At 60.9% G+C, this 26781-nt stretch carries 26 protein-coding genes and 1 other annotated feature; of the genes, 7 read left to right on the top strand and 19 right to left on the bottom strand.

Annotated features, from left to right (window positions below; translation table 11 throughout):
* Positions 1 to 57 precede the first annotated feature (57 nt).
* From BM216_RS21800 to BM216_RS21730, 15 genes are all read right to left on the bottom strand, one after another.
* The gene (locus BM216_RS21800) at positions 58 to 2199 is read right to left on the bottom strand and encodes a sodium-translocating pyrophosphatase (protein ID WP_093001329.1); all 2142 of its coding nucleotides are present in this window, start codon (positions 2197 to 2199) and stop codon (positions 58 to 60) included.
* Positions 2200 to 2363: 164 nt separating this feature from the next.
* Positions 2364 to 3584, bottom strand: coding sequence for an MFS transporter (locus tag BM216_RS21795; protein ID WP_093001328.1), 1221 nt, complete (start codon positions 3582 to 3584; stop codon positions 2364 to 2366).
* A gap of 16 nt (positions 3585 to 3600) precedes the next feature.
* Entirely contained in the window at positions 3601 to 4095 is a 495-nt protein-coding gene (gene nusB / locus BM216_RS21790; protein ID WP_093001327.1) for a transcription antitermination factor NusB, read from the bottom strand.
* Positions 4095 to 4556: a 6,7-dimethyl-8-ribityllumazine synthase gene (ribH, locus tag BM216_RS21785; RefSeq protein ID WP_093001326.1), complete on the bottom strand. Its 462-nt coding sequence runs from the start codon at positions 4554 to 4556 to the stop codon at positions 4095 to 4097. Before ribH ends, nusB begins: the two co-directional genes overlap by 1 nt.
* 193 nt (positions 4557 to 4749) lie before the next feature.
* Positions 4750 to 5364 (bottom strand): riboflavin synthase, encoded by a 615-nt coding sequence (locus BM216_RS21780; protein WP_093001325.1) that lies wholly within the window; start codon positions 5362 to 5364, stop codon positions 4750 to 4752.
* Positions 5364 to 6452 (bottom strand): bifunctional diaminohydroxyphosphoribosylaminopyrimidine deaminase/5-amino-6-(5-phosphoribosylamino)uracil reductase RibD, encoded by a 1089-nt coding sequence (ribD, locus tag BM216_RS21775; RefSeq protein ID WP_280141696.1) that lies wholly within the window; start codon positions 6450 to 6452, stop codon positions 5364 to 5366. Before ribD ends, BM216_RS21780 begins: the two co-directional genes overlap by 1 nt.
* Positions 6449 to 6928 (bottom strand): transcriptional regulator NrdR, encoded by a 480-nt coding sequence (gene nrdR, locus BM216_RS21770; RefSeq protein ID WP_093001324.1) that lies wholly within the window; start codon positions 6926 to 6928, stop codon positions 6449 to 6451. The genes ribD and nrdR overlap by 4 nt, the downstream gene beginning before the upstream one ends.
* A 15-nt stretch (positions 6929 to 6943) precedes the next feature.
* Positions 6944 to 8233, bottom strand: coding sequence for a serine hydroxymethyltransferase (gene glyA, locus BM216_RS21765; protein WP_093001323.1), 1290 nt, complete (start codon positions 8231 to 8233; stop codon positions 6944 to 6946).
* Between the two features lie 128 nt (positions 8234 to 8361).
* On the bottom strand, positions 8362 to 9435 hold the full coding sequence (locus tag BM216_RS21760) for a linear amide C-N hydrolase (protein ID WP_093001322.1): 1074 nt from the start codon (positions 9433 to 9435) through the stop codon (positions 8362 to 8364).
* A gap of 38 nt (positions 9436 to 9473) precedes the next feature.
* Complete coding sequence (locus tag BM216_RS21755) at positions 9474 to 10247, bottom strand: porin family protein (RefSeq protein ID WP_244530260.1); 774 nt, start codon at positions 10245 to 10247, stop codon at positions 9474 to 9476.
* Positions 10248 to 10480: 233 nt separating this feature from the next.
* Entirely contained in the window at positions 10481 to 11809 is a 1329-nt protein-coding gene (locus tag BM216_RS21750) for a L,D-transpeptidase family protein (protein WP_093001320.1), read from the bottom strand.
* 245 nt (positions 11810 to 12054) lie between these two features.
* Complete coding sequence (locus tag BM216_RS21745) at positions 12055 to 12699, bottom strand: phosphoribosyltransferase family protein (protein WP_093001319.1); 645 nt, start codon at positions 12697 to 12699, stop codon at positions 12055 to 12057.
* The gene (locus tag BM216_RS21740; RefSeq protein ID WP_093001318.1) at positions 12696 to 13370 is read right to left on the bottom strand and encodes an energy-coupling factor transporter transmembrane component T family protein; all 675 of its coding nucleotides are present in this window, start codon (positions 13368 to 13370) and stop codon (positions 12696 to 12698) included. Before BM216_RS21740 ends, BM216_RS21745 begins: the two co-directional genes overlap by 4 nt.
* On the bottom strand, positions 13367 to 14887 hold the full coding sequence (locus BM216_RS21735) for an ABC transporter ATP-binding protein (protein WP_093001317.1): 1521 nt from the start codon (positions 14885 to 14887) through the stop codon (positions 13367 to 13369). Before BM216_RS21735 ends, BM216_RS21740 begins: the two co-directional genes overlap by 4 nt.
* Before the next feature lie 15 nt (positions 14888 to 14902).
* The gene (locus tag BM216_RS21730; protein WP_093001316.1) at positions 14903 to 15472 is read right to left on the bottom strand and encodes an aminotriazole resistance protein; all 570 of its coding nucleotides are present in this window, start codon (positions 15470 to 15472) and stop codon (positions 14903 to 14905) included.
* A gap of 148 nt (positions 15473 to 15620) precedes the next feature.
* Between BM216_RS21730 and BM216_RS21725 the strand changes: the two genes are divergently transcribed.
* Positions 15621 to 15914: a hypothetical protein gene (locus tag BM216_RS21725; RefSeq protein WP_143102819.1), complete on the top strand. Its 294-nt coding sequence runs from the start codon at positions 15621 to 15623 to the stop codon at positions 15912 to 15914.
* Positions 15915 to 16065: 151 nt separating this feature from the next.
* Here the strand turns inward: BM216_RS21725 and BM216_RS21720 are convergent, their stop codons facing one another.
* A complete protein-coding gene (locus tag BM216_RS21720; RefSeq protein WP_093001450.1) occupies positions 16066 to 16578 on the bottom strand; it encodes a transcriptional regulator LdtR in 513 nt (170 codons plus the stop codon).
* Positions 16579 to 16811: 233 nt separating this feature from the next.
* The gene (locus BM216_RS21715) at positions 16812 to 17249 is read right to left on the bottom strand and encodes a DUF6163 family protein (RefSeq protein ID WP_093001314.1); all 438 of its coding nucleotides are present in this window, start codon (positions 17247 to 17249) and stop codon (positions 16812 to 16814) included.
* Between the two features lie 133 nt (positions 17250 to 17382).
* Here BM216_RS21715 and hemB point away from each other — a divergent pair, with 133 nt between their 5' ends.
* From hemB to BM216_RS21690, 5 genes are all read left to right on the top strand, one after another.
* Positions 17383 to 18393, top strand: coding sequence for a porphobilinogen synthase (hemB, locus tag BM216_RS21710; RefSeq protein WP_093001313.1), 1011 nt, complete (start codon positions 17383 to 17385; stop codon positions 18391 to 18393).
* Positions 18394 to 18870: 477 nt separating this feature from the next.
* Positions 18871 to 19329 carry an RDD family protein gene (locus BM216_RS21705; protein ID WP_093001312.1) on the top strand — a complete coding sequence of 153 codons (459 nt, stop codon included), beginning with the start codon at positions 18871 to 18873 and terminating at the stop codon, positions 19327 to 19329.
* Between the two features lie 147 nt (positions 19330 to 19476).
* Positions 19477 to 20259 (top strand): arginyltransferase, encoded by a 783-nt coding sequence (locus tag BM216_RS21700; protein ID WP_093001311.1) that lies wholly within the window; start codon positions 19477 to 19479, stop codon positions 20257 to 20259.
* Complete coding sequence (locus tag BM216_RS21695; protein ID WP_093001310.1) at positions 20252 to 21136, top strand: DMT family transporter; 885 nt, start codon at positions 20252 to 20254, stop codon at positions 21134 to 21136. Before BM216_RS21700 ends, BM216_RS21695 begins: the two co-directional genes overlap by 8 nt.
* A gap of 57 nt (positions 21137 to 21193) precedes the next feature.
* A complete protein-coding gene (locus BM216_RS21690; RefSeq protein WP_093001309.1) occupies positions 21194 to 21430 on the top strand; it encodes an AbrB/MazE/SpoVT family DNA-binding domain-containing protein in 237 nt (78 codons plus the stop codon).
* 13 nt (positions 21431 to 21443) lie between these two features.
* Here the strand turns inward: BM216_RS21690 and parC are convergent, their stop codons facing one another.
* The gene (parC, locus tag BM216_RS21685; RefSeq protein WP_093001308.1) at positions 21444 to 23699 is read right to left on the bottom strand and encodes a DNA topoisomerase IV subunit A; all 2256 of its coding nucleotides are present in this window, start codon (positions 23697 to 23699) and stop codon (positions 21444 to 21446) included.
* Between the two features lie 204 nt (positions 23700 to 23903).
* Here parC and BM216_RS21680 point away from each other — a divergent pair, with 204 nt between their 5' ends.
* Positions 23904 to 25094, top strand: coding sequence for a hypothetical protein (locus tag BM216_RS21680; protein ID WP_093001307.1), 1191 nt, complete (start codon positions 23904 to 23906; stop codon positions 25092 to 25094).
* Positions 25095 to 25159: 65 nt separating this feature from the next.
* On the opposite strand, the gene BM216_RS21675 is transcribed toward BM216_RS21680, so the two are convergent.
* Complete coding sequence (locus BM216_RS21675) at positions 25160 to 26644, bottom strand: SulP family inorganic anion transporter (RefSeq protein WP_210217059.1); 1485 nt, start codon at positions 26642 to 26644, stop codon at positions 25160 to 25162.
* 67 nt (positions 26645 to 26711) lie between these two features.
* Positions 26712 to 26769: a sequence feature (sul1 is cis-regulatory element that is thought to sense ions involved in sulfur or methionine metabolism; They are found in Alphaproteobacteria), on the bottom strand.
* Positions 26770 to 26781: the final 12 nt, after the last annotated feature.

Genomic DNA, 26781 nt, shown 5'->3' with positions numbered 1-26781 from the left:
CAGATGTTTTAACGAAGGGCCCGCCGGTCGAACCGGCGGGCCTTTTCGTTTCGAGGCTTAGCCGGCGAGTACGGCCAGCAGCAGCAACGCCACGATATTGGTGATCTTGATCGCCGGGTTGACTGCCGGGCCTGCCGTATCCTTGTAGGGATCGCCGACGGTATCGCCGGTCACCGATGCCTTGTGGGCCTCGGAGCCCTTCATATGACGGACCCCGTCCTTGTCGACAAAGCCGTCCTCAAAACTCTTCTTCGCATTGTCCCAGGCGCCACCGCCGGAGGTCATCGAGATGGCGACGAACAGGCCGTTGACGATAACGCCGAGAAGCGAGGCGCCGAGGGCTGCGAAGGCCGATGCCTTGTCACCACCGGAGATCAGAAGAACGCCGAAATAGACGACGATCGGCGCCAGCACCGGCAGCAGCGACGGGATGATCATCTCGCGGATCGCGGCACGGGTGAGGATGTCGACCGCACGTCCGTAATCCGGCCGGTCGGTGCCCTGCATGATGCCGGGCTTTTCGCGGAACTGGCGACGCACTTCCTCGACGATCGACCCTGCCGCCTTGCCGACGGCGGTCATGGCAATGCCGCCGAAGAGATAGGGAATGAGCCCGCCGAAGATCAAACCGGCGACAACATAAGGGTTGGAGAGGCTGAAGGAGATCTGCCCGACGCCCTGGAAGTAAGGATATTGCTCCGCATTGGCCGCGAAATACTGCAGGTCGTTTGAATAGGCGGCAAACAGCACGAGAGCGCCGAGGCCGGCAGAGCCGATCGCGTAGCCCTTTGTGACGGCCTTGGTGGTGTTGCCGACGGCGTCGAGCGCGTCGGTCGACTTGCGTACCTCTGGCGGCAGATGCGACATTTCGGCGATGCCGCCGGCATTGTCGGTGACCGGACCGAAGGCATCGAGTGCGACGATCATGCCGGCGAGGCCGAGCATGGCGGTGACCGCAATGCCGGTCCCGAACAGGCCACCGAGCTGGTAGGTGGCGATGATGCCGCCGACGATGACGATCGCCGGAAGCGCCGTCGATTCGAGCGACACGGCCAGCCCCTGGATGACGTTGGTGCCGTGGCCGGTGACCGATGCCTGGGCGATGGAGTTCACCGGTCGCTTGTTGGTGCCGGTATAATATTCGGTGATCACCACGATAAGAGCCGTGACCACAAGGCCGACGAGGCCGCAGACAAAGAGGCTCGCACCGGTGATCTCCTGCCCGGCGACGGTTCCGATAGAGCCCCATCCCACCGTCATCGAGGTGGCGATGGCAAGGCCGAGGATCGAGAGCAGGCCTGTCACGATCAGTCCCTTGTAGAGAGCCCCCATGATCGAGCCGTTCGAGCCGAGCTTGACGAAGAAGGTGCCGACAATCGAGGTGACGATGCAGGCGCCGCAGATCGCCAGCGGATAAAGCATGGCAGATTCGAGGATCGGAGCGCCGGCGAAGAAGATCGCTGCGAGCACCATCGTCGCGACGACCGAGACGGCATAGGTTTCGAACAGGTCGGCCGCCATGCCGGCGCAATCGCCGACATTGTCGCCGACATTGTCGGCGATCGTTGCCGGATTGCGCGGGTCGTCTTCGGGAATACCGGCCTCGACCTTGCCAACAAGGTCACCGCCGACATCAGCACCCTTGGTGAAGATGCCGCCGCCGAGGCGGGCGAAGATGGATATAAGCGAGGCGCCGAAGCCAAGTGCCACGAGCGCGTCGATAACTTCTCGCGAGCCGCTGGCATGGCCGAGGCCTGCCGTCAGGATCCAATAATAGATGGAGACGCCGAGCAGAGCCAAGCCGGCGACAAGCATGCCGGTGATGGCGCCGGACTTGAATGCGATATCGAGGCCCGCCGCCAGACTATGGGACGAGGCCTGTGCCGTGCGAACATTCGCGCGGACGGAAACATGCATTCCGATAAAGCCTGCAGCGCCGGACAGGACCGCGCCGATTATGAAGCCCAAGGCGGCCGTGCCGGACAGAAGCAGCCATGCCAGGACGGCAACGACGACACCGACAATGGCGATCGTCAGATACTGGCGCGCCAGATAGGCCTGCGCTCCTTCGCGGATATAGCCAGCAATCTCCTGCATGCGTTCATTGCCCTGGTCGGCGGCCATCACGGAACGTGTCGCCCACACGGCATAGATGATCGACAGCAGACCGCATACGATCACACTCGAAATCACCATCATTCGTTTTTCCTCTCCCAATTGCCGAGCCTCAACGCCCCGGCCGCGCATTTCCTCCGGGCGGACGCCTCCCCTCCAAAGGATGTTTCCGCCATGCGGAGGCGAGATTGCGGTGGAGAAGAACTGGCGTCAACCCCCGGACGAGCTTGGAGACAAGGCGTCGCAGGTCAGGCGGGGCGCGCTTTCGATCGAAACAGCAGGACCGCGATCAGCAGAAGGCAGATTATGGACACGGGCCAGATGACCATGTTGATGAAGGACCAGCCCCAGGTAACGAAGACCTGTCCGGACGAGAAGGAGGACAGAGCCACGGTGCCGAAGAGCACGATGTCGTGGAAACCCTGTACCTTGTCGGCTTCCTGAGGCCGGTAGCTCGAGGCCACGATTGCCGTCGACCCGATGAAGCCGAAGTTCCAGCCGATCCCGAGCAAAACAAGCGCACCCCAGAAATTCCAGAGTTCGATGCCGAGATGAGCCACGATCGCGCAGCCCATCATCGTGAAGAGCCCGAAGGCCACGATCTTTTCCGCGCCGAAACGGGAGATCAGTCCCCCCGTCACGAAACTCGGTCCGAACATGGCGAGCACATGCCACTGGATCCCGAGCGTCGCCATTTCCGGCGGAAATCCGCAGCCAATGACCATGGCGAGCGGCGCGCCCGTCATGACGAAGGTCATCAGCGCATATATGCAGATGCCGCAGATCATGCCGGTGAGAAAGCGATGCGTCAGCACGATTTCCTTCAGCGGCCGCGCCGGCTCGGCATGATGGATGGCAGCCTTCTGGGCCGGCAGCCTCAGAAAGGCGAAGATACCGACCGAAGCGAGGCAGAGCGGGATGATGGCGGCAAAGGCACCGGCAAAGGTCACCGGCGCGAACAGATCCTTGGCCATGATGACGATCTGGGGACCGAGTACGGCAGAGACGATGCCCGCCCCGAGGATCCAGGAAATGGCCTTTGCTTTGTAGCTTGACGGTGACGCATCCGCTGCGGCGAAGCGAATCTTCTGCGTAAAGCCGGATGAGGTGCCGATCATCACCAGCGACAGTGCAAAAAACCAGAAGTCACTGCGAAAGAGAGCAATCGCCGCAAGTGCTCCGCCTGCTGCACCGATCAGGCACCCAAGCATGAAGGCTTCGCGGCGCCCCAAGAAGCGCGAGGCAATTGCGATGACGACGGCGCCGCAGGCGGTGCCGAGGTTGAAGCCGGTAATTGGCGCGGTGGCGAGCGACTTGTCTTCGCCGAGAAGCTGATAGCCGGCCAGAGAACCGATGGAGATAGAAAGCGGCGCAGCCGCGCCCATGATGGCCTGCGCAGCAGCAAGCAGCGCTACGTTGCGGCGGGCGGCGCGCATCTGCGTTTGAAAGCCATCCACCGCGCCGTCCATGTACTACCCTGCCTGCTTATTTCTTGGCGTCGCCGCGAACCTGCTTGGCGATACGGTCGAGAACCGCGTTGACGATGCGCGGCTCGTCCTCCTCAAAGAAGGCACGGGCGATCTCGACATATTCTGTGACGATCACCGGCACCGGAACGTCCTTGCGTTCGAGGATCTCGAACGTGCCGGCACGCAGGATGGCGCGAAGCGTGGAATCGAGACGCGACAGCGGCCAGTCTTCCTGCAGCGAGGAGCGGATGACCGGGTCGATCTTGGTCTGGTCACGCACGACGCCAGAGACGATCGAGCGGAACCAGGACGGATCAGCTTTCAGGTAGGTGTCGCCATCCAGTTCCTGACCGAGACGATGGGCCTCGTATTCGGCAACGACTTCCAGCACGCCGGTTCCACCGATATCCATCTGGTAAAGCGCCTGCACGGCAGCAAGGCGCGCTGCGCCACGCTGGTTGACCGACTTCACCAGCTTGTCCTGGCCCTGCTTTTCCTGCTCGTTAGACATCAGCGCGCACCATTCAGCTTTTCGCGAAGCGCGATCATGGTCAGCGCGGCGCGGGCCGTGAAGCCGCCCTTGTCCTTTTCCGAACGGCGGGCACGAGCCCAGGCCTGTTCTTCGTTTTCGACGGTCATGATGCCGTTGCCGAGAGCGAGCGATTCCGACACGGCGAGATCCATCAGAGCACGGCAGGACTCGTTCGAAACGATGTCGAAATGATAGGTCTCGCCGCGGATGACCATGCCGAGCGCAACGAAACCGTCATATTCCGTACCGCCCTGTTCGGCTGCATCGAGCGCCATGGCAATCGCCGGCGGGATTTCGAGCGCGCCCATAACGGTGATCACATCGTAAGTCGCGCCTGCCTCCTTGAGAGCCGTCGTCGCGCCATCGAGCAGAGCGTCGGCCATGTCGTCGTAGAAGCGTGCTTCGACGATCAGGATGTGAGGAGCGGTTTCAAGCGACATGGATCACCTTCATATATCGGGCATATTATCAGGCCCTAAGCGAACGGACCTCATCATTGGCGCGGTCAAAACACGCTCTGAGGCGGTTGGCAAGCGATTTTCAACGGACACAGCGTTGCCTGCCACGCATGGCGAGCCGGCATACCGTTCCTTGCGGTCGCCACACGGACGATCGGCCCCATGGGTTGGGCACTCAGGCGCGTGCGGGAAACTCGGCAAGTCGTGCCGCGTAACGCGCCATCGTGTCGACTTCGAAATTGACGAAATCGCCCGCTTTGCGGTCGCCCCAGGTGGTCACAGCAAGCGTGTGGCGGATCAAGAGAACGTCGAAATCGGCGCCTTCGACGGCGTTCACCGTCAAGGACGTGCCGTCGAGGCCGACGGAACCCTTCGGCGCGACGAAGCGAGCCAGGCTTTCTGGCGCACGCAGGCGGATGCGGACTGCCTCGCCTTCGTGCTCGACCGACAGGATTTCCGCCTTGCCGTCGACATGGCCCGAGACGATATGGCCGCCGAGTTCGTCGCCGATCTTCAGCGCCCGCTCGAGATTGACCCGCGTGCCCTTGGTCCAGGACGCGATCGTCGTCAGGCGCAGCGCCTCTTCCCAGGCTTCGACCTCAAACCAGCGCTCGTTGCTGCCGTCCTCGGGAAGCGTCGTCACCGTCAGGCAGACACCACCGTGGGCGATGGAAGCCCCCATATCGATCGTTTTCGGATCATAATTCGTGGTGATGCGGAGCTTCACGCCCTCATCGAGAGGGGTCAGATCGGCAACCGTGCCGACGTCGGTGACGATACCGGTGAACATCAAAGGCCTCTTTCATATTCGAAGCAGCGGTCGGCGCCGAAACGGCCTTCCCTTACGCGCTGAAACTCGGCTGGCATATTGGATGGGGTGAGCGGCGATTCAAGCCCGTCCCTGCCGACCGCAACATCCGACTGGAAGAGCACGACACGGTCGACGAGACCGGCATCCAGGAAGCCCCTCGCCACCTGCGCGCCCCCCTCGACCATCAGCGACGAGATGCCGCGCGTTGCCAGATTGGTCAAAAGCTCGGAAAGGTCGGCCGATTGCAGGATTTCGACGCCGGCGGACATCAGTGTCCGCAGTCTGGCCTCGTTGGAAGGATGCGTCTCGCAGAATGGGTCGGTGACCGCAACGACTGGCACCGTGTCGGCGGATGCAACGAGCCTCGAGCTCGTCGGCAGCTCGAGCCGGCGATCGAGGACAATGCGCAGCGGCGAGCGATTTTCGAGCCCGGACAAACGCACGGTCAGCTCGGGATCATCGGCAAGCGCCGTGCCGATGCCGACCAGGATCGCGTCACTTTCGGCCCGCATGACATGCACCTGGGCGCGGGTCTGCGGACCGGTGATCGCCAGTTCCTCGCCACGGCGGCCGATCATGCCATCAGCGGAAACCGCAAGTTTCAGAGTCACATAGGGGCGACCCTTCGTCTGGCGCGCGAGGTAACCGGCGAGCGCGCGGCGCCCCTCGTCCTCCAGAAGCCCGGTTTCCACCTCGATCCCCGCTTCACGCAGGATGGCAAAGCCACGTCCGGAGACCCGCGGATCGGGATCGTTGAGGCAGACAACGACGCGGGAAACGCCCGCGGCCACCAGCGCATTGGCGCAAGGGGGTGTGCGTCCGTGATGGGAGCAGGGTTCGAGCGTCACATAGACCGTCGCTCCCCTCGCCTTCTCACCCGCGACAGCCAGGGCCTGAGTTTCGGAATGAGGGCGGCCACCCCGGGCGGTCACCGCCTGGCCGACGATCTTGCCGTCCTTGACCACGATCGAGCCGACGGAAGGATTGGTTGCCGTCAGCCCGGTATTCCATCGCGACAGCCTGAGGGCTGCCGCCATGAAACGCCGGTCGTCGGCGGCGCTCGTCACGCTTCTAGCCCCGGGTCACGGGCAATCTTGGCGCTGATCTCCTGGATCACCTTCTCGAAGTCATCCGCATGGGAGAAATCGCGATAAACCGACGCGTAGCGCACGAAGCCTACGTCATCGAGGCTTTTCAAGGCTTCGAGCACCTGCAGGCCGATCTGCTCGGACGAGATTTCCGCCTCGCCGGAGCTTTCCAGCCGGCGGACGATGCCGGACACGGCCCGCTCGATGCGCTCGGCATCGACCGGGCGCTTGCGCAGCGCGATCTGGAAGGAGCGCACCAGCTTGTCGCGGTTGAACGGCACCTTGCGACCGGTCTTTTTCAGCACCATCAGCTCGCGCAACTGCACGCGTTCGAAAGTGGTGAAGCGGCCGGCACAGTCCGGGCAGATACGCCGCCGGCGGATGGAGGTGAAATCCTCCGCCGGGCGCGAATCCTTGACCTGGGTATCTTCAGAGCCGCAGAAGGGGCAGCGCATGCCGTCTCCTCGTTCTTACAGGTAGGGGTACATCGGGAAACGGTTCGTCAGGGCGACGACCTTTTCGCGAACTGCGGCTTCGACGGCAGCATTGCCCTCATCGGAATTGGCAGTCTTGAGGCCATCGAGCACTTCGACGATCAGATTGCCGATCTCCTTGAACTCGGCTTCCTTGAAGCCACGGGTCGTGCCGGCAGGCGTGCCGAGACGGACGCCCGAGGTGACGAAGGGCTTTTCCGGATCGAAGGGGATGCCGTTCTTGTTGCAGGTGATGTAGCCGCGACCGAGAGCTGCCTCGGCGCGCTTGCCGGTGGCGTTCTTCTTGCGCAGGTCGACCAGCATCAGGTGGTTGTCGGTGCCGCCCGAGACGATGTCGAGGCCGCCGGCAACCAGCGTCTCGGAAAGAGCCTTGGCGTTCTTGACGATCTGGGCTGCGTAGTCCTTGAAGTCGGGCTGCAGCGCTTCACCGAAGGCGACGGCCTTGGCGGCGATGATATGCATCAGCGGACCGCCCTGCAGTCCCGGGAAAACGGCCGAGTTGAACTTCTTCGCCAGATCCTCGTCGTTGGTGAGGATCACGCCGCCGCGCGGGCCGCGCAGCGACTTGTGGGTCGTGGTGGTGGCAACATGGCAATGCGGGAACGGCGACGGATGCTGGCCACCGGCAACGAGACCGGCAATGTGGGCCATGTCGACCATCAGATAGGCGCCGACCTCATCGGCGATCTCGCGGAAACGCTTCCAGTCCCAGATGCGGGAATAGGCGGTGCCGCCGGCGATGATCAGCTTCGGCTTGTGTTCGCGTGCCTTGGCGGCAACGTCGTCCATGTCGAGCAGGTTGTCGTCCTGACGAACGCCGTAGGAGACGACGTTGAACCACTTGCCGGACATGTTGACCGGCGAACCGTGGGTCAGGTGGCCACCGGAGTTGAGGTCGAGACCCATGAAGGTGTCGCCCGGCTGCAAAAGCGCCAGGAAAACGGCCTGGTTCATCTGCGAACCCGAATTCGGCTGAACGTTGGCGAAGTTGACGCCGAACAGCTTCTTGGCACGCTCGATCGCGAGTTCTTCGGCGATATCGACGAACTGGCAGCCGCCGTAATAGCGCTTGCCCGGATAACCTTCAGCGTACTTGTTGGTCATGATCGAGCCCTGGGCTTCGAGCACGGCGCGGGACACGATGTTTTCCGAGGCGATCAGTTCGATCTCGTGGCGCTGACGACCCAGCTCCTTCTCGATCGCGCCAAAGATTTCAGGATCGGTTTCGGCAAGCGGACGGGAGAAGAATGCTTCGGTATTCGACATGGACGAGGCTCCTCGAGAAGGATGTCAGGCGGTGTCACGCGTCTTAGCGCCCTGCCCGCACGAGGGCAATACGGAGAGCGACATTTGCTCGCCCTACTGCGTTTCAACGCAAAGAGTCGCGGAAATGATCAGGTTCGCAATCCGAGAAAATGAAACGGATCTGCTTCAATGAAATCGTGCGTCGCATCACCGGAGTATGTGTGATCCTGATCGGGGCCGAGATCAAGCTTCATCACCTTGGCGCCGGCGGCAAAGTCGATCGCCTTCAAATCCACCCAGAAGGTATTGGGCGTCAGCGCCGATTCGAAAAAGTAGAGCTTGCGCCTGTGGTCAAAGACCGTGCGCCAGCGGGTCGAGGAAATGTTCGGCTCGTCCGGCGTCATGAGGCCGAAGGGCACGGAGACATTGCGTATGATGCTGAAGACGCTGGCAATGGCGCGGTTCGGATCCTCGAATTTCGGAATCGCATTGACGTAGAACGAAGCACGCGCAAAGCGGTCGGCTGCCCTGTTGGTGCCGGGCAGCATGACGGTGCCGCCGATCTGCTTCCAATAGGTGTTTAACGCCAGCTGCTGATCGAAGATCGGCGAATTGGTCATGACCTGATAACTGCGATCATGGTGGATGACCTGCCTGCCATCGATATATTCTATAATCGCGCTGTCACCGGATGCGTCCGACAGCGACAGGTGCAAGGTCGTCAGCCTATCTTCTCCTGGCACACTATCGGTAACGATCGTGAACGGCTCGCTCTTGAGTGCTGCCACTGCCTCTTCGACAGTCGCGAAATTGTCGAGAGCATATTGCGCCCAGGCAGCAATCGTCAGACCCGGCTTGCTGTCCTTGCTGAAGGGCGGATATTGCGACTCGACAAGCCAGAGCAGGTTGGCCTCAAGCCCCGCCTCGTTGACCCCGTCGGTCGTCGAGACATCATAGCCGGTGGCAACGACACTGCCGTATTTCGATATCCACGATATTGAGTTCGGCCCGGCCTCACCGCTGCGCTCCATTCCTTTCGGGAGAACCCAGAGATTGGTCGCCATGTCGCTCTTCCAGTCCATGGAACGGGCGGTGATCACCTGGCCATCGACACCGTGATAGACGAAGCGGGTGCAGGCCTGCGCGACGGGTACCAAGCTCAGGGCGACGACGCTGAATGCGGTAGTCGCGACCTTGGAAACATGGAAGTGAGAGACATTCATCTGCAATACTCCCCAATTGGCAGCGATGCGGCACTTGGTCAGAACCGCATGGAAAAGCCGATTACCGGCCCATGCTGGGTCACGTCCCAGCGGAACTTGTTGACCCGGGTGAAATCATCGTTCTCATAGTCCTGATAGAGAGCGCGATATCCGAACCTCAGGATGGTCGGCCGGCCGAGCATCACGGTTCGATAACCGAAATAGGCCTGGGCATTGACACTCAGCCGCGAACCGACACCAAAGCCACCGATGTCTGCCTCGGCGAAGAGGTTCCAGCGTTCGGTCAGGTCGGCATTCACACGCAGGCCGACAAACGGATCGGTCCAGTCCGCACTCTTGTTCGACCGAAACCCGAGGAATGAAACATCCGCCTCGAGCTTCGTCCACCTGACACCCGCGGTCGGTTCGAGCGACAAAGTCCGCGGCCGACCAAACACCGTATCGCCGCCGAGTTCCTGCTCGTAGATCTGGTAGAAGGCGCCGACCGCCAACCAGGTAGTGCGGACTTCCAGGCCGAGTTCGTTCGACAGCACTTCCTCGTCCTGGGAGGTGCGCACATGCTCGCCGTCGAAATAGACGCCCCACTTGCCGTTGGTCACCTCGATATTGCCCATCACTGCCAAATCGAGATGGTCAAAAATATGTGGGAACGGGACATCGACATCGGTATCTAAACCGGCAAGGGAAGCATTGCCCTTGAGCGAACCGGCCCAGACATAGGGGCTGACGATCACCGCCCATTCGCGTTGCGGCGCGAGCCGCGCCTGATCAAAATCGGCGGCAAGAACAGAAGAAAATGGCGAAGACAGCATCGCCAGCACCAAGCCTATCATACCCGTGCATGAGAGGTACCGCGACATCGCCCGCTCCGCCTTATCCCCAAGCGAAGACTAAAGTAAGAATGCCAAAAGACAACCGAAATGAGCACCGATCACATTCACGGGCGACGCCCACCGCGACGTCGGAGCCTTGTCTTGGTCCAAAATGCAAATGCCCGGCGTTCCTTTCGAACACCGGGCATTAATTGCAGAGAATGGCAGCCAGCTTATTGCGGCAGCATGTCCTGTTCGGTGATCGGACCGGAAGCGCGCTCTACGCCGGTCGTGGTCTGCAGCGCGAGCTCCTGGTTGCCGTCGCGCTCATAGATGTCGTCACGGAACTGTACGACCTGGTCCTTGGCCGACCACGCCGTCACGTAGACGATGTAGACCGGCACTTCCTGGGCGAGCTTGATCGGCGTGTTCTGACGCGCAGCAATGACGCGCTCGATGTCCTGACGCGACCAGCCAGGCGTGTCGCGCAGCAGCCAGGTGATCATGTCGCGCACGTTCTGGATACGCATGCAACCCGAGGATTCGAAGCGCATCAGCTTGTTGAACAGGCCCTGCTGGGGCGTGTCGTGCATGTATTCGTTGTTCGGGTTGTGGAAGTTGATCTTCGTCGATGCCATCGCGTTGATCTTGCCCGGATCCTGGCGGAACATGAAGTTCGGCGCCTTGGGTGCGAACCAATCGACCGTATCCGGGGCAACTTCCTGGCCGCGACCATCGATCAGACGGATGTTGTTGCGTGTGAGGTAAGTCGGATCCTTGCGCATCAGCGGAACGATGTCTTTTTCAACGATCGAGCGCGGCGCGGTCCAGTAAGGATTGAGGATGACCTCGTAGATCTTCGAATTGATCGCATGGGTCGGGCGGTCGATACGGCCGACGACAGCGTTGGTGCGCAGCGCGACGCGGTCGTTCTCGACGGCTTCAACATAAGCGGCCGGAATGTTGACCATGACGTAGCGAGAACCAAGATCGCCGGACATGGACTGTAGGCGCACGAGATTGGTCTCGAGCTGCGCCAGACGCGTCTGGGCTGGAATGTTCATCGCCTTGACGGAAAACTCGCCGAGCACGCCGTCAGCCGGCAGGCCATGGCGGGCCTGGAAGCGCTTGACCGCGCCATCGACATAGCTGTCGAAGGAATTCGACATGCCGGCGGATTGATCGAGGTCACCCGCGATCATCAGACGCTGACGCAGCAATTGCACGCCCTGATCAACGACGCCGAGCTGCAGGCGGGTGGACGAGCGCACTTCCGGCCAGCCGCCGTTCGAGACGATCTGCTGATAGGCGAAGATCGCCTGCTGGATATTGGCCGGGCCTTCCGGGCCGAGGATCGGATTGTTGGAGACGACGCCGACTGCCGTGCGCGAGCCGCGCGCATCGAACTGATCGTCCCAGCTGCCGCGACGCGGCGCGTTGATCAGCGAGTCGATGGGGCTCTGGGCCAGTGCCGGAACAGCAAGGGCCGCCGCACCGGCGGATACCGCCGACCGCAGAAGGGAACGGCGCGAGAGAATTTCAGACCCGATCTTTTTCGACATCATCCTATCCATCTGTTCCCGGTCAACACATCAGCGCTACAGGGATATGGTTAAAAAGGCGCAAAAGCCAAGCGGACCCAGTCAGTTAAAACCGTGCCCGTCGCAGCTTCGGAAGCCAATTTTACCAATTGCTTGAACACGCCGTGTCCGATAGCAATATGGCCAATTCGTGTCAGCAAACGATGGGTCACAAAGCCGTGTGGCGCTGTGACCTTTATGCCGACAACGATTAAACTTGCCTCATATCAGAGAAAGGTCTCGGGGATCGGCTCCCACTTACCGTCCGCCTGGCCCGCCGCCTTGGAGAACTGCGGAATATGGGCGAGGCTATGGATGAGCTTGGCATCCTCGCCAAGCACCTCCTGCCAGTCCTTCGCCTCGGTCAGGATAACGCCGATACCGACGATATCGCCGCCGGCCGCACGCACCAGATCGACCGAGCCCTTGATGCTGGAACCGGAGGCCACGACGTCATCGACGACGACCACGCGCTTGCCGGCGATCAGCGGGATCGCCTGGCGGTCGAGAAGCAGACGCTGTTCGCCCTTCGAGGTGATCGACGAGATGGTCTGCACCAGCGCATCGCCGAGATGGATTTTGGGCGATTTCTGCAGGATGACGTAATTGTCGAGACCGAGCGCGCGCGTCACTTCCATCGCCACCGGAATGCCGAGCGTCGCGGCGCCAACGATCACGTCCGGCTTCAACGGTGCGAGCTGTTCGGCGAGCTTTTTGCCGACATGCTCACCGAATTTGACGCCGAGGTCGATCACCATCATCAGCGAAATGGCGAAGTCCGGCTTGATCGCGACGATCGGCAGGTGGACATCATAACCGGCGACGTCAAGCTTCCAGGTTTCGCCGGTGATGGGGGAAGTTTCGGAGGTCATTTTCTTTCATCCTTGATGGGAAGGCGCGGCTCGACGAGAAGGCCGACATTACGCCATGTCGTGCGCTTTTTCTTCAGGTCGAAGCCGTAGACGGAGAGCGAGAGGGAAATGGCATGGGCGGTGCGGATCGCCTGCACCAGAAGCGGCACGCCGCGGGCGAGCGCGAAGCGCAGCCGGGTCGGGAACGACACATCGTCGATCTCCATGCCGCGGGCACGCTGGGCATCGGCGATACGCTCGAAATCCTCGCGCAGCATCGGGATCATACCGAAAGTGAGCGAGAGGACGAGCGTGACGATCGGCGGCAGGCGCAGCGCGCTGCAGGCGGCAAGGATCGAACCGGGCGTGCTGGTCTCCATGACGAAGAAGAAGGCCGCCGTGGTCGTGACCAGACGCGCTGCCATGCCGAGCGCGACCAGTGCCGCCTCCCCTATCGCCATGCCCTGGATCGAGAGATTGAGAACCCAGCTTGCGATGACGAGCAGCGTCAGCAGTGTCGCGCCCTTGAGATAGGCCTTGAAACCGGGCGTGCCCGAAAAGCGCAGGAACAGTACGGCGGCAATCGCAAGCGGGACGCCGTAGACCCAGCCCGGCACGAGCCAAGCGGCGAGCATGACGAGGAAAGCCAGTGCCAGCTTGACGAAGAAATTGAGGTCGTGAAGCACGGTCATGCCGCCGCCTCGCTTTCTGCATAGGGTGCCGGCCAGCCCAGTGCCGCAAAGGCAGCACTTTGCCAAGCGGTCGTGCTCTCGCCATCAAAGGCCATCCGGCCCTGTTCAAGGATCAGCGTCCGGGATGTGACATCGTCGATCAGTTCCAGATCATGCGAGATGAGCAGGACCGAACGACCTGACGCCGTCATGGTCGAGAGGAAGTTTTCCAGAAGCCGCCTGCCCTGCATGTCGCGGGCGAGAAGCGGCTCGTCGAGAATGGCGATCTTTACCGAAGCGGCTTCCGCGCAAGCCAAACCGAGCAAAGCCTGCTGGCGTGCAGACAGCGCAAACGGGTTGGCCTCGGCCAGATCGGCAAGACCGTATCGACCGAGAACGGCGGTCGCCTTGTCGCGATTATCAGCGGACGCACCGCCGGATGCGCCGCCGGTCATGGCAAACAGCACCTCTTCGACGACGGTCATGTTGAACAGGATGCGCCGCATGTTCTGCGGCAGGTAGCCGATCGACCGCGCGCGCCGCGCCGGTGTCCAGCCATTGGCCGCCTCGCCGTCTATGGAAATCGTGCCGGATTTCATCTTCGCCAGTCCGAGGATCGACTGGAACAGCGTCGTCTTACCGGCACCGTTGCGGCCGACAAGCCCGACAATCTCGCCGGCACGCAGCTCGAGCCCGACATCTTCCAGCACGGCACGACCATCGGCGCGTTTCAGTTCCGTCTTCACGCCGCTGACGGACAGAAGCGGACGACCTGGCGTCGCCTCGGCCTTCTGCGATCGACGGCGCTGTGGTGGCAGGATGCCCGCGGACTCCCAGGGCGCGGCCTGCCCCATGATGGAGCCGGCGGCGACCGGGGCCGACAGGCTGCCATACTGCAGGAGCGCCACGCGATCGACCACGGCCTGCAGCGAGGCGGGGTCCTGTTCGGCAATGACGACGCCGGAAAGATCGGCTGCGAGCTTTTTGATCAGCCGCACGAGGCGCTGGCGGGCCGCCGGATCAAGGCCGGTCGTCGGCTCGTCGAGCACAAGAATTTCAGGTTTTGCGGCGATGGCGGCGGCAATCGCAACCATCCGCCGCTCGCCGCCGGAGAGTGTCAGCACACGCCGGCCTCGCAGCTGTTCGATCTCGAGTTCGATGATGAGTTCAGCAACACGGGCGCGGATCTCGGCTTTCGGAACGCCGCGGTTTTCCAGGGGAAAGGCGATCAGGTCCTCGACGCCGAGATCCCAGAGCTGGTCCTCGGCATTCTGGGCAAGGCTCGCAACCGCCATGAACCACTGGTCCTTGCCGAATTCGGCAAGCGTCCTGCCATGCAGCTTCACTTCTCCCGCATAGGCGGGTGGCGTGACCAGTGTCGGGACGACGCCGGCAATCACATTCATTAGGGTGGACTTGCCGCTGCCGGCCGCGCCGCAGACGAGAAGCCTTGCTCCCTTTTCAAGATGCAGATTGGCTTCGGTGATGACGGACACGTCAGCACCGAAGCCAATATTCAGATTATTGATATCAAGCACGAAACTGCGAAGTCCTTAGAAGCGGGTGAAACCGGCCGGATGGGCGCTCTTCAGGATCTTCAGCGCCGGAACGACCAGAAGCGGCGTTCCGATCAGCATCGGCACGATATCCGACAGGCCGAGATAGCCGACAGCCCACCAGAACGGGAAGATGCCGAGATAAGCCAGGCTTGCCGAAACCGCAACTACCATGACGAGACCAACAATAAGGCATGCTGCCGCAATTTTAATCAGCGTCGTGCGATCGAAAACCGTCTTGGCGGGATCGAAGAGCAGGCCCGGAACAAGGCCGGTGAGGCCGACCATGATGCCGTCGACGATCAGCGAATGGGCAGGAATGAAGGTGCCGGCAAGCAGCGACCAGACGATCGTGCCGAGATAGCCGCAGATGAAACCGCTCTTCCAGCCGAGCATGATGCCCACGAGCGGCGGAAGAAACGCGAAGATGCGCCACTGGATCACACCCGGGACGAGCTGGATCGGATTGGCATAGGCCCAGAGCACGCCAGTTGCGGCGGCCGCGACGATGGAAAGGACGATCGGGAAAAGCGTGTTGCCTTCCGGCTTGGCGATAGTTTGTTGCATGTGTCACCCCTTGAGTTTGATGGGTGACGCAAAGCAAGCGGCGTGCCGATCCGGAGCATTTTCGGCAGTCGGCTAACGGATTTTCCTGTTTTGGCGACAATGATGAGATTTGGCCACAGCCAGGCCGGGACCTGGAGTGCCACTCGACTTGCTGCCCGAGCGCCCCGCTGGCGAAATCGCCAGTTTCAAGCAAGCTGTCCGGATTATCGTTCGCACTTCAAATATATATGCGGGGGAACTTATGAAATGGAATTCGGCATCCAACCTCCCGGCTGAAAGGCTGGTTTTCCTGATGTTCGATCATCTGGCCAGTGCGCAATGGGTGGGTTACGTCAACAGAGATGGCATCTGCGAATGGCCGGAACAGGTGCGAGGATACCGTCCGACTGCGTGGCAGGAAGTGATCGTGGACCTCACCCGCATCAAGGCGGTGGGCGGCTGATCTTTTTATCCGGTGTCGCCGCAACGCAAACGAGCGTAGCGGCACGCATTCCTGCGTTCCGCTACGATCTCACAGGCCACTGCACCGACTGGAGGAAATGGAGTGTCGCCCGCCCCCGGTGGTTCAGGGGCTCATGCCGTCACGTCCAGAATTACATCCGGTAGGCGATCGAGTCGTTCCAGAAGCGATCGAGGCGCTGGAGCAGCTTGTTCATCTGGGAGAACTCACCCTCGCCGATACCGCCGACCTTTTCGATCGAACCGATGTGGCGCTCATAGAGCTTGGAAACGGTCTCGGCAATTTCCTGGCCTTCCTCGGTCAGGCTGATGCGGACCGAGCGACGGTCGATGCGCGAACGGGCGTGGTTGATGAAGCCCAGGTCGACCAGCTTCTTGACGTTGTAGGAAACGTTGGAGCCGAGGTAGTAACCGCGCGAGCGGAGTTCGCCGGCGGTCAGTTCGGAATTGCCGATATTGAAGAGAAGAAGTGCCTGGACGGCGTTGACGTCGTCGCGACCCTGACGGTCGAACTCGTCCTTGATAACGTCCAGAAGACGGCGGTGGAGACGTTCCACCAGGTGCAGGGATTCCATGTAAAGACCGCGAATGGTGTCTTCCTGCTGGTCTGCGATTGCCGCTGCCTGCGGCTTGAGCTTCGTGTTCATCATGACTGCCTCACTGTTTTGTTTGGCGGTGTGTTTGTTTCTTCCCGCCTTGAGACAGACCCTATCGAATGCGCATAAAATTCGACTTAAAACACTTGCTTAACAAATACCTACCTGCATTTTCGCTTTTGTGCGGTCTATGGACCACCATCAGCCCTTCCAAATTCGCAGCCATAAAAATCAATTACTTATGGTGATTTCTCGCGTCAATTTCGAGGCAAAACCCTTTAACGTCATGGTAAATCAATCCTTATCCGCTCCTCCTTGCGGCGCTCTTCTAGCCATAATGACAGCCGGAAAACGATGTAGAGGCTCGCCACTAGGACATGCAAAATCGGCACAAGCCGGTTGTGTCCGAAGAGATCGGCCCACACCACATACATCAAAACCTGGATGATCGCGGCAATTGCCCAGAGCACCGCGCCCCAGGACGTCACCAGCCAGAGCCCGAGCGAGGCGACCGGGAAAAGCACGGCAAGTGCCGGCGCCGTGACACGCCATGGGAGGTTCAGGAGATCGAAACGGGCCCGGCCATCCAGCGAATAGCCGACGAGCATCGCCCAATACTGCAGGCCGAACCAGAAACAGGTGACGGCAATCATCCTCAGGAAGAGGACGAAAAGGATCTCGGTCAGCGAGCGCCGGGGCGCCGAGGGTGAATCAGGTTCCATCAGGAGCAATCATATAGGCGCTCAGCACAAGCCGCCAGCGGGACGCATGGCTGCAATGCGGATGTTGGGTCATTCATAAACAACTTGTCGCGTGCTAATGACCGATCCAACACGGAATATTGGAGCATCCACCATGGACAAGACCCATATCGTCGACGAAGTCACCGGCCATCGCCGCATGCGGCGCAATCGCAAGGCCGACTGGACCCGGCGCATGGTGCAGGAGAACCGGCTGACGGCGGATGACTTCATTTGGCCAATCTTCATCGTGCCCGGCACCGGCATTGTCGACCCGATCAAGGCCATGCCCGGCGTCAACCGGATGAGCATCGACAAGGCTGTCGAGGCGGTGAAGGAAGCGGCCGATCTGGGCATCCCGGCGATCGCCACCTTCCCCGATATCGAGATGGAGCTTCGCGACGTCACCGGTTCCCAGAGCCTCGTCGCCGACAACCTGATCAATCAGGCGACGGCCGCCATCAAGAAGGCGGTGCCGAATATCGGCGTCATCACCGACGTGGCGCTCGACCCGTTCACCAGCCATGGGCATGACGGAATCCTGCGCGACGGCATCATCATCAATGACGAAACAGTCGACCAGGTCGTCAGGGCCGCGATCCTGCAGGCCGATGCGGGTGCGGACATCATAGCGCCTTCGGAAATGATGGACGGCCGGATCGGGGCGATCCGCCGTGGTCTGGATGCCGCCGGCCACCAGGATGTCGGCATCATGTCCTACGCAACGAAGTTTTCGTCGGGGTATTACGGCCCGTATCGCGAGGCGATCAACACGAGCGGCCTCTTGAAGGGCGACAAGAACAGCTACTACGTCTCTCCCGCCAATGGCACCGAGGCGCTGCGCGATGCCGCTCTCGATGTCGAGGAAGGCGCCGACATGATGATGGTCAAGCCGGGCATCGCCTATCTCGACATCTGTTGGCGCGTGAAGGAAGCTTTTGGCCTTCCAACCTATGCCTACCAGGTCTCGGGCGAATATTCGCAGATCAAGGCAGCGGCAATGAACGGCTGGATCGACGGCGAGCGGATTATGATGGAGACGCTTCTCTGCTTCAAGCGCGCCGGCTGCGACGGCATTCTCACCTATTTCGCTGTCGAAGCGGCGCAGAAGCTCGCGAAGGGTTGAAACACCTCAGACCAAAATTGCTGCAAGAACGCCCGGTCATCCGCGCGTTCTTCCGGCGATAAACTGTCTTTGAAGCTGCGCTCCGCCTAAATGACGACCTCTCGCTTGGCTTCGTCTCTATCCCTGACAGGATCTGCCTGAGGAAGATCTGAAATGCGCAGTCGCCGACCATGACGCATGGCGCCATCGAATTGCCCCTTGGAAAGGGGAAGATGGATCCGTGCGCAAAGTCATGGCCTATCGCCAGGACGGCGAGTGGCACGGCACAACAACTGGCCGGCGCCCTGGTTTCACTTCGTGGGTGGTGACTACCTCCGAAATTCGGGTTTCGTCCGCCTGGAGCCTACAGGTCCTGCTTGAGTCAGGATTCAATCCTGGTCGGGCTGTCCGCTGTGATGCCCCCGCCCCAGGTTGAATAGCGCCGGATATCACACCATGTTATGAGGGAGTTTCTATTCCGCGAGGAGACGCATACCAATGAGCATCGATCCGAACCCGACCTATGCCGCACCGGAGGACTGGCGCGCCTATAGCGGCGTTCTCTCCCGTCGCGTCTTCGCTTTCATCCTCGATTATCTGATCGTCCTGCTCTTGTGCATTCCGGCAGCGGTGATCGTATTCTTTCTCGGCATTCTGACGCTCGGCTTGGGCTTCATGCTCTATCCGGCGCTGTTCGTCATAGTTGCCCTTCTCTATTTCGGCATGACGCTGGGTGGCCCCTCGCAGGCTTCGCCCGGCATGCGCGCCATGGGCATCACGCTGATGCGCACGGATGGCCATCGAATGGACTTCATGACAGCCGTTGTTCACACCGTCCTGTTCTGGGTGATCAATTCCTTCCTGACGCCGCTCATCCTGCTAGTTGGGCTGTTCACCGAAAGGTCCCGCCTCGTGCATGACATGCTGCTCGGGACCGTCATTGCCCGCACAGGCTGACTGCGGCCTCGATTTGTCGCAACACACAGCTTTGTTTGCCGCGAAGCGCCTCCCATGACGAGGTGCTTACGCATATGGTTGACGTTTTCCATGGATGCTCCATGGTAGTGCGAATATCACAACGATGACGGGATCGGCCGCTACTCGATGAATACCCAGACGACGCCTTCACCGCAGTTCTATCTGACGGCTCCGGCAGTTTGTCCCTATCTTCCGGGCGAAATGGAACGCAAGGTGTTCACACATCTCGTCGGGCCGCGCGCCGCCGAGATGAACGACCTCTTGACCCAGGGCGGTTTCAGGCGCTCCCAGAACATTGCCTATCGCCCAGCCTGTGAGGCCTGCCGCGCCTGTGTTTCCGTGCGGATTCTTGCCAATGAATTCGAGCCGACCAAGTCGATGAAGCGCGTTCTGACTGCCAACAGCGACATCGTCTCCATCGTCCATCCGGCCCAGCCCTCGACGGAGCAGTTCGGCCTTTTCCGACGTTATCTGGACGACCGCCACCAGCATGGCGGCATGTCGGACATGTCGGCGCTCGACTACGCGATCATGGTGGAAGACACCCATGTGAACACCCGCCTTATCGAATACCGTATCCGAGCGCCGGGTTCCGGCATCAGCGATCAGCCCAAAGGCGAACTGATCGCGGTGGCCCTCACAGATATGATGAGCGACGGGCTCTCGATGGTCTATTCGTTCTTCAACCCGAAGCTGGAAAAGCGCTCGCTCGGCACCTTCATGATCCTCGACCACATCAATCGGACGAGATCGCTCGGTCTTCCGCATGTCTATCTCGGCTATTGGGTCAAGGGCTCTCCCAAGATGGACTACAAGACCCGCTATCAGCCGCAGGAGCAACTGACCGCGCGCGGCTGGGAACGTTCGGTTCCTCACCCCAATCCCATCGCAGCCCTGCTCGATGAGTGATCACAGGACGGGACTTCTGCTCGCGCTTGTCGGGGGACTGGCGTTGTCTTTCGACGTGCCGCTTGTCCGCCTCGGAGGCGGTGAACTGTGGCAGACGCTCGCGTTACGCAGCCTCTCAACCTTCATCCTCGGCTTCCTCGTCTGGCTGGTCATACTGTGCATTCATCCTCGTAACCCTGCGCTGCGGCCGGGTAAGGCAGGGCTTGCCGCAGGGATCTGCTACGGTCTCTCGACGATCACCTTTCTCGGCGGCGTGTTCAACACGGCAACGGCCAATGTCGTCTTCATCGTTGCCTTCACACCAATGTTTGCTGCCCTGTTCGGCTGGTTTTTCTTGAGGGAACACCTTTCACGGTCGACGGCGATCACCATGGCGCTGATGATACTCGGCGTTGGCCTGATCGTATCCGGCGGACTGGCCGCCGGTGAGCTGCTGGGCAACCTCTCCGCCATCGCGACCGCCGTTCTGCTGGCCGGTGCAATCACCATCGGCCGCAAGAGCGGCACCAACCTCGGCCTCGTGCCACTTGCCGCGACCATCATTCCTGGTTTCGTTGGTTTTGCTATGATGGACGCCGGCGGGCTGTCGACCGTCCCTGCCCCGTTCTGGGTGCTCCTCGACGGTCTCCTCGTTCTGCCGCTCGCATTCTGGTGTCTTGCGACCGGGCCGAAATATCTGTCCGGTCCCGAGGTCGGAATGTTCTATCTGCTGGAAACTGTGCTGGCACCGGTCTGGATGTGGATGATCTTCGGCGAAGAGATCCATATCCGTGTCCTTCTCGGCGGCGTGGTTCTGATCCTCGCCCTTGTCGGCCATGCCCTGTGGCAGATGCGATCACGGGGCAGTAATGAATCGATGACCGTACAGTCCGGCTGACGCCATATATCTCACCCCTTGAATGTGATAGCTCGCCTGCATCGTTGGAGGACGGCGATGATTGAGAAGGTCAGCATCCAGAAGATCGGGGATGGCTACGGCATCATCCTGCCGGAAAAGCATCTCGATAAAGTCGGATGGAAGGAAGGCGATCTGGTCGAGATACGCTCGGATTCAGAGCATATCGAGGTCGTCGAACCACGCGGCAACGGTGACCGGGATCGTGAACACCTCATCGCCGGGACGGCGATGAGGAATTATTACGCCGCACTCAAGCAGCTTGCCAGGACCTGACCTCGGCCCGAGGTCAGCCGGCGAACTTGCCGCTTCTCGGGAAGCCCTTCGGAACCGTGCGGCCGGCGGCTGCACGGTCGCCCATCCATTCGAGCAGTTCGTCCTTTGAGCGGTTAAAGGCGCGGCCGGCGCTGTCCTCCCAGGAAAGACCTGCTTCCATCAAGAAGCACTTGATGTCGGAAATGCCGCCATCCTTGTAACGCTGCAGGCGAACACCCTTGCCGCGGCTCATTTCCGGCAGCTGTTCCAGCGGGAATACCAGCATCTTTCGGTTTTCGCCGACGATGGCCATATGGTCGCCGGACACCGGCACGACGAGCTTGGCCTCGTCCGGCATCGACACGTTCATCACCTGCTTGCCCTTGCGGGTGTTGGCGACCATCTCGCTCTCGGCGACGATGAAGCCGTAGCCGGCGGTCGATGCGACGATCATCTTGCGGCTCGCATCATGGACGAAGGCCGTCAGGATGTCCTGGTCATTCTCCATGTCCACCATGATGCGGATCGGCTCTCCGTGGCCGCGGCCGCCAGGCAGCTTGTCGGCGCCGAGCGTGTAAGCCTTGCCACCCGTCGTGACGAGCAGCAGCTTGTCGGTCGTCTGCGCCGGGAACGCGAGTTTCGGCCCGTCGCCTTCCTTGAAGGTGAGGCCCGACGTGTCGGCGACATGGCCCTTCAACGCGCGGATCCAGCCCTTTTGCGAGATCACGACGGTGATCGGTTCCTTCTCGATCATCGCCTGCTGGATGGCTTCGAGATCGGCTTCCGGCGCTTCGGCAAACTGGGTGCGGCGGCGGCCGAGTTCGGTCGCCTTGGCATAGGTCTTCTTGACGTCCTGGATCTCGACCTCGATCATCCGCCACTGCTTGTCGTCGGACGCTAGCAGCGCTTCGATACCGGCCTTTTCCTTGGTGAGGTTGTCGTGTTCGGTGCGGATCTCGAACTCTTCGAGCTTGCGCAAATTGCGCAGCCGCATGTTGAGGATCGATTCCACCTGGAGATCGGTGAGAGACCAACGCTCCACCATAACCTGCTTCGGCTCATCCTCCTCGCGGATGATGCGGATTACCTCGTCGATATTGAGATAGGCGATCAACAGGCCGCCAAGGATTTCCAAGCGACGGTCGATCGCGGCAAGGCGATGGCGTGAGCGGCGGACAAGAACTTCCTTGCGATGCGCCAGCCATTCGACCAGCACCTCGTTGAGCGCCATCACCTTGGGCACGCGGCCCATGGACAGAACGTTCATGTTGAGCGGGATGCGGCTTTCAAGCTCGGTGAGCTTGAACATCGATTCCATCAGGAGCGTCGCGTCGACCGTGCGGCTCTTCGGCACGATGACGACGCGAACATCCTCGGCAGATTCGTCTCTTATGTCATCGAGCAGCGGCAGCTTGCGGGCGATCAGTAGTTCCGCAATTTTCTCGATCAGGCGCGACTTCTGAACCTGATAGGGAATTTCGGTGACGACGATCTGGTAGCCGCCGCGACCGAGATCCTCGATCTCCCATTTGGCGCGAACACGGAAACCGCCACGGCCTGTCCTGTAGCTTTCGATGATGCTTTCGCGGCTGTCGATGATGATGCCGCCGGTCGGCAGATCCGGACCAGGCACGAATTCGACCAGCTTTTCGACCGTCGCATCCGGATGCCGGATGAGATGCAGCGCCGCGTCACAGAGCTCATGGGCGTTGTGCGGCGGGATCGATGTCGCCATGCCGACCGCGATGCCTGAAGCGCCATTGGCGAGCAGGTTCGGGAAGGCGCCGGGCAGAACGACCGGCTCGGAGTTCGACTCGTCGTAGGTGTCGCGAAAATCGACCGCGTCCTCGCCGATGCCTTCGAGCAAGAGTTCGGCCACTGCCGTCATCTTGCTTTCGGTGTAACGCATCGCAGCGGGGCTATCGCCGTCGATGTTACCGAAATTGCCCTGGCCGTTGACCAGCGGATAGCGCAGCGAGAAATCCTGCGCCAGACGCGCAAGCGCATCGTAAATCGCCTGGTCGCCGTGCGGGTGATAGTTACCCATCACTTCGCCGACGATCTTCGCGCATTTGCGGAAGGCGGTGTTCGGGCGAAGCCCCATCTCGCTCATCGCATAGACGATGCGGCGATGGACCGGCTTCAGGCCGTCGCGCACGTCCGGAAGGGCGCGGTGCATGATGGTGGATAGAGCATAGGCAAGATAACGCTCTTCAAGCGCTGCCTTCAGGTCTACCGGTTGAATATTGTCGCCGCCGTCGTCGCCGGGCGGATTCACGATCTGTCCCATGCTCCCTGACTAGCCGAAAGCCCGGTTTTCAGCAAGAAAGCGGGGAGATCTGGCTGTGGAGAACTTGGCCGGCGCGCATGTCGGATCGGGCCTGCCACAAAAACGCCGGCAACTCCTTCCCACAAAGCCATGGACGTTTTATTAGCCCGACCTATAAATGCCATTGATTTCACGGGCGGATCCCTGCCCTCCAGGAGGATATTCATGCGTTACACTCCCTCGGCCAAGTTGTTTGCGGCCGGAACCGCTCTCGTTGCTTTTGCGACGCCGGCATTGGCGCTGGACGGGAACGACCTCGTCAACAAGCTCAACCGCGCCCTCTATGTTCAGGAAGGCACCGGCATCGTTGCCGGATCGGTCGAAGTGAATGGCGCCGACGTGACGCTGACCAACAGCCGTTTCGAACTTGGCGGCGACCAGGGCAGCCTGCCGCTCGGCACGATTGAAATGGAAGGCGTCGAGGAAGATGGCGGCGGCTATACGATCGAGAGCGTGACCTTCGAGAATATCGACGTCAAGCAGGAGAATGCCGAGGTCACGGCCTCGAACATCTCGCTCACCGGCGTCACGGTGCCGGCCGACGTCAATGGCAACACGCTCGCATCCGTGCTGCTTTATGACGAAGCAACTGCCGGTCCGCTCGACGTCAAGGTCGACGGCAAGAGCATCATGTCGATCGGTTCCTCCAAGCTGACGACCGAAGTCGCCGAAGACGAGAAGTCCGTCGACTTCGACGTTCAGGTCACCGACATCAAGGGCGATGTCGCAGCGATCCAGGATCCCAAGACGCGCCAGACGATCGCCGATCTCGGCATCACCTCGCTCGACGGCAAGGTCAGCATGGTGGGCAGCTGGGACATGGAACCGGGGACGCTGGCAATCGAGGAATATGCATTCGATTTCGCCAATATCGGCCGTCTGAACATGGCGTTCAGCCTGTCCGGCTACACGCTGGACTTCGTCCGCTCGGCAAACGAGACGGCGCGCGCGATGGAAGCCAACCCGAACAAGGAAGAGGCCGCACAGGCGGCAAATCTCGCCATGCTCGGCCTGATGCAGCGCCTGAGCTTCAACAGCGCAATGATCCGCTTCGAGGATGCCGGCATCACGGAAAAGGCGCTGGATGTCGCGGCCAAACAGCAGAACACGACCGCCGACCAGTTGGCCCAGATGATCAAGGCGATGACGCCGATGATCCTTGCGCAGTACAACATTCCGGAACTGCAGAACATGCTGAGCGAGGCGGTCAACACCTATATCGACAAGCCGGGTAGCCTGACCGTCACCGCCGAGCCGGAAAAGGCCGTTCCGCTACCGATGATCATGGGTGCTGCGATGGGCGCACCGAACACGCTGCCGCAGGTTCTCGGCGTCAAGGTCACGGCGAACGACTGATCTTTCCGATCGCGCATCTTTCAAAGGGTCCGGCAGTCACCTGCCGGGCCCTTTTTTTTTCTATCTCAATGTGTGCTCGCTGCCGGCGAGGCATGTTCCTTGTCATGCAGGGCAAAACGGTCGATCATGCTGGCGCTCGCCTCGTTGGCGCCTTTCACTTCGACCTCGACGCCACGGCGGCGGAACTTGAGCACCACCTGGTCAAGCGCACCGACTGCCGAGATGTCCCACAGATGCGCCCGGCCGACATCGATCGAGACCCGTTCCAGCGGCTCGTCGAAGTCGAAGGCCTGGATGAGGCTCTGGGTCGAGGCGAAGAAGAGCTGCCCCTGGATCTCATAGTCTCTGGACTTGCCGTCGGTCGAGAGTTCGGACGAGACATTGAACATGCGGGCAACCTTGCCGGCGAAAAAGACGCCGGAGAGCAGAACGCCGACGATGACGCCCTTGGAAAGGTCGTGCGTGGCGAGAACCGTCGCGACGGTCGCTAGCATAACGATCGAAGATGTGCCGGGATTGCGCTTCAGGTCGAGGATCGACTTCCAAGAAAATGTGCCGATCGACACCATGATCATGATCGCCACCAAAGCGGCGACGGGGACGATGCGCAGGATGTCGTCCAGCACGAGCAGCAGGATCAGCAGGAATGCTCCGGCAACGAAGGTCGACAGCCGTCCGCGACCGCCGGAGGACACATTGATCACCGACTGGCCGATCATGGCGCAACCGCCCATGCCGCCGAAAAGACCCGACACGATGTTGCCCGTCCCCTGCCCGACGCATTCGCGGCTCTTGCTGCTGGTCGTATCGGTCATGTCATCGACGATCTGGGCAGTCAGCAGCGATTCCAGAAGTCCGACGGCGGCAAGCGCCAGCGAATAGGGGAAGATGATCTGCAGCGTCTCGAATGTAAGAGGCACCACGGGCAGGGCAAAGACTGGCAGGGCCGTTGGCATCTCGCCGAGATCGGCCACCGTCGGCACATGAATGCCGAGGCTGAGGGTGATGATCGTGATGACGATGATCGCTACGAGCGGTGACGGCACCGCCCTGGTGATGCGCGGAAAGAGATAGATAACGGCGAGCGCCACCGCGATCAGAACATAGGTGACATTGGGCACGTTGGTGAGCTGCGGCAGTTGCGCCATGAAGATCAGGATCGCCAGCGAGTTGACGAAGCCGGTCATCACCGATTTCGACACGAAGCGCATCAGTCGCCCGAGCTTCAGCATGCCGGCGATGATCTGCAACAAGCCCATTAGAAGCGTCGCCGCAAAGAGATATTCAATGCCGTGGTCGCGCACGAGCGGCCCCATCAGGACGGCGGTCGCGGCCGTGGCGGCAGAGATCATCGCGGGCCGACCGCCGGTAATCGCCGTGGTGCAGGCAATGGCGACCGAGGCGAATAGCCCCACTTTTGGATCGACACCGGCGATGATTGAAAAGCCTACGGCCTCGGGAATAAGGGCAAGGGCAACGACGATGCCCGACAGCACATCGCCACGGATGTTGGAAAACCACTCGCGGCGGTAATTTGCAAAACTGGTCATGGAAAATCGCACAAATTCGCGCATCGCCGGAGGACGTATCCAGTGTGTGAATGCGGCTGATGCTTTGTGTTGTCCGGCGGATCGGCGGCCGGAAGAGCCACCCGGGAGTTTCACCCGAGTCCTTGTGGTAAATCGCC

This window comes from Rhizobium sp. NFR07, assembly GCF_900111905.1.
Lineage (GTDB): Bacteria > Pseudomonadota > Alphaproteobacteria > Rhizobiales > Rhizobiaceae > Neorhizobium.
Note: the sequence above shows the minus strand (reverse complement) of the source record. Positions and strands in the feature narration are given on the sequence as shown.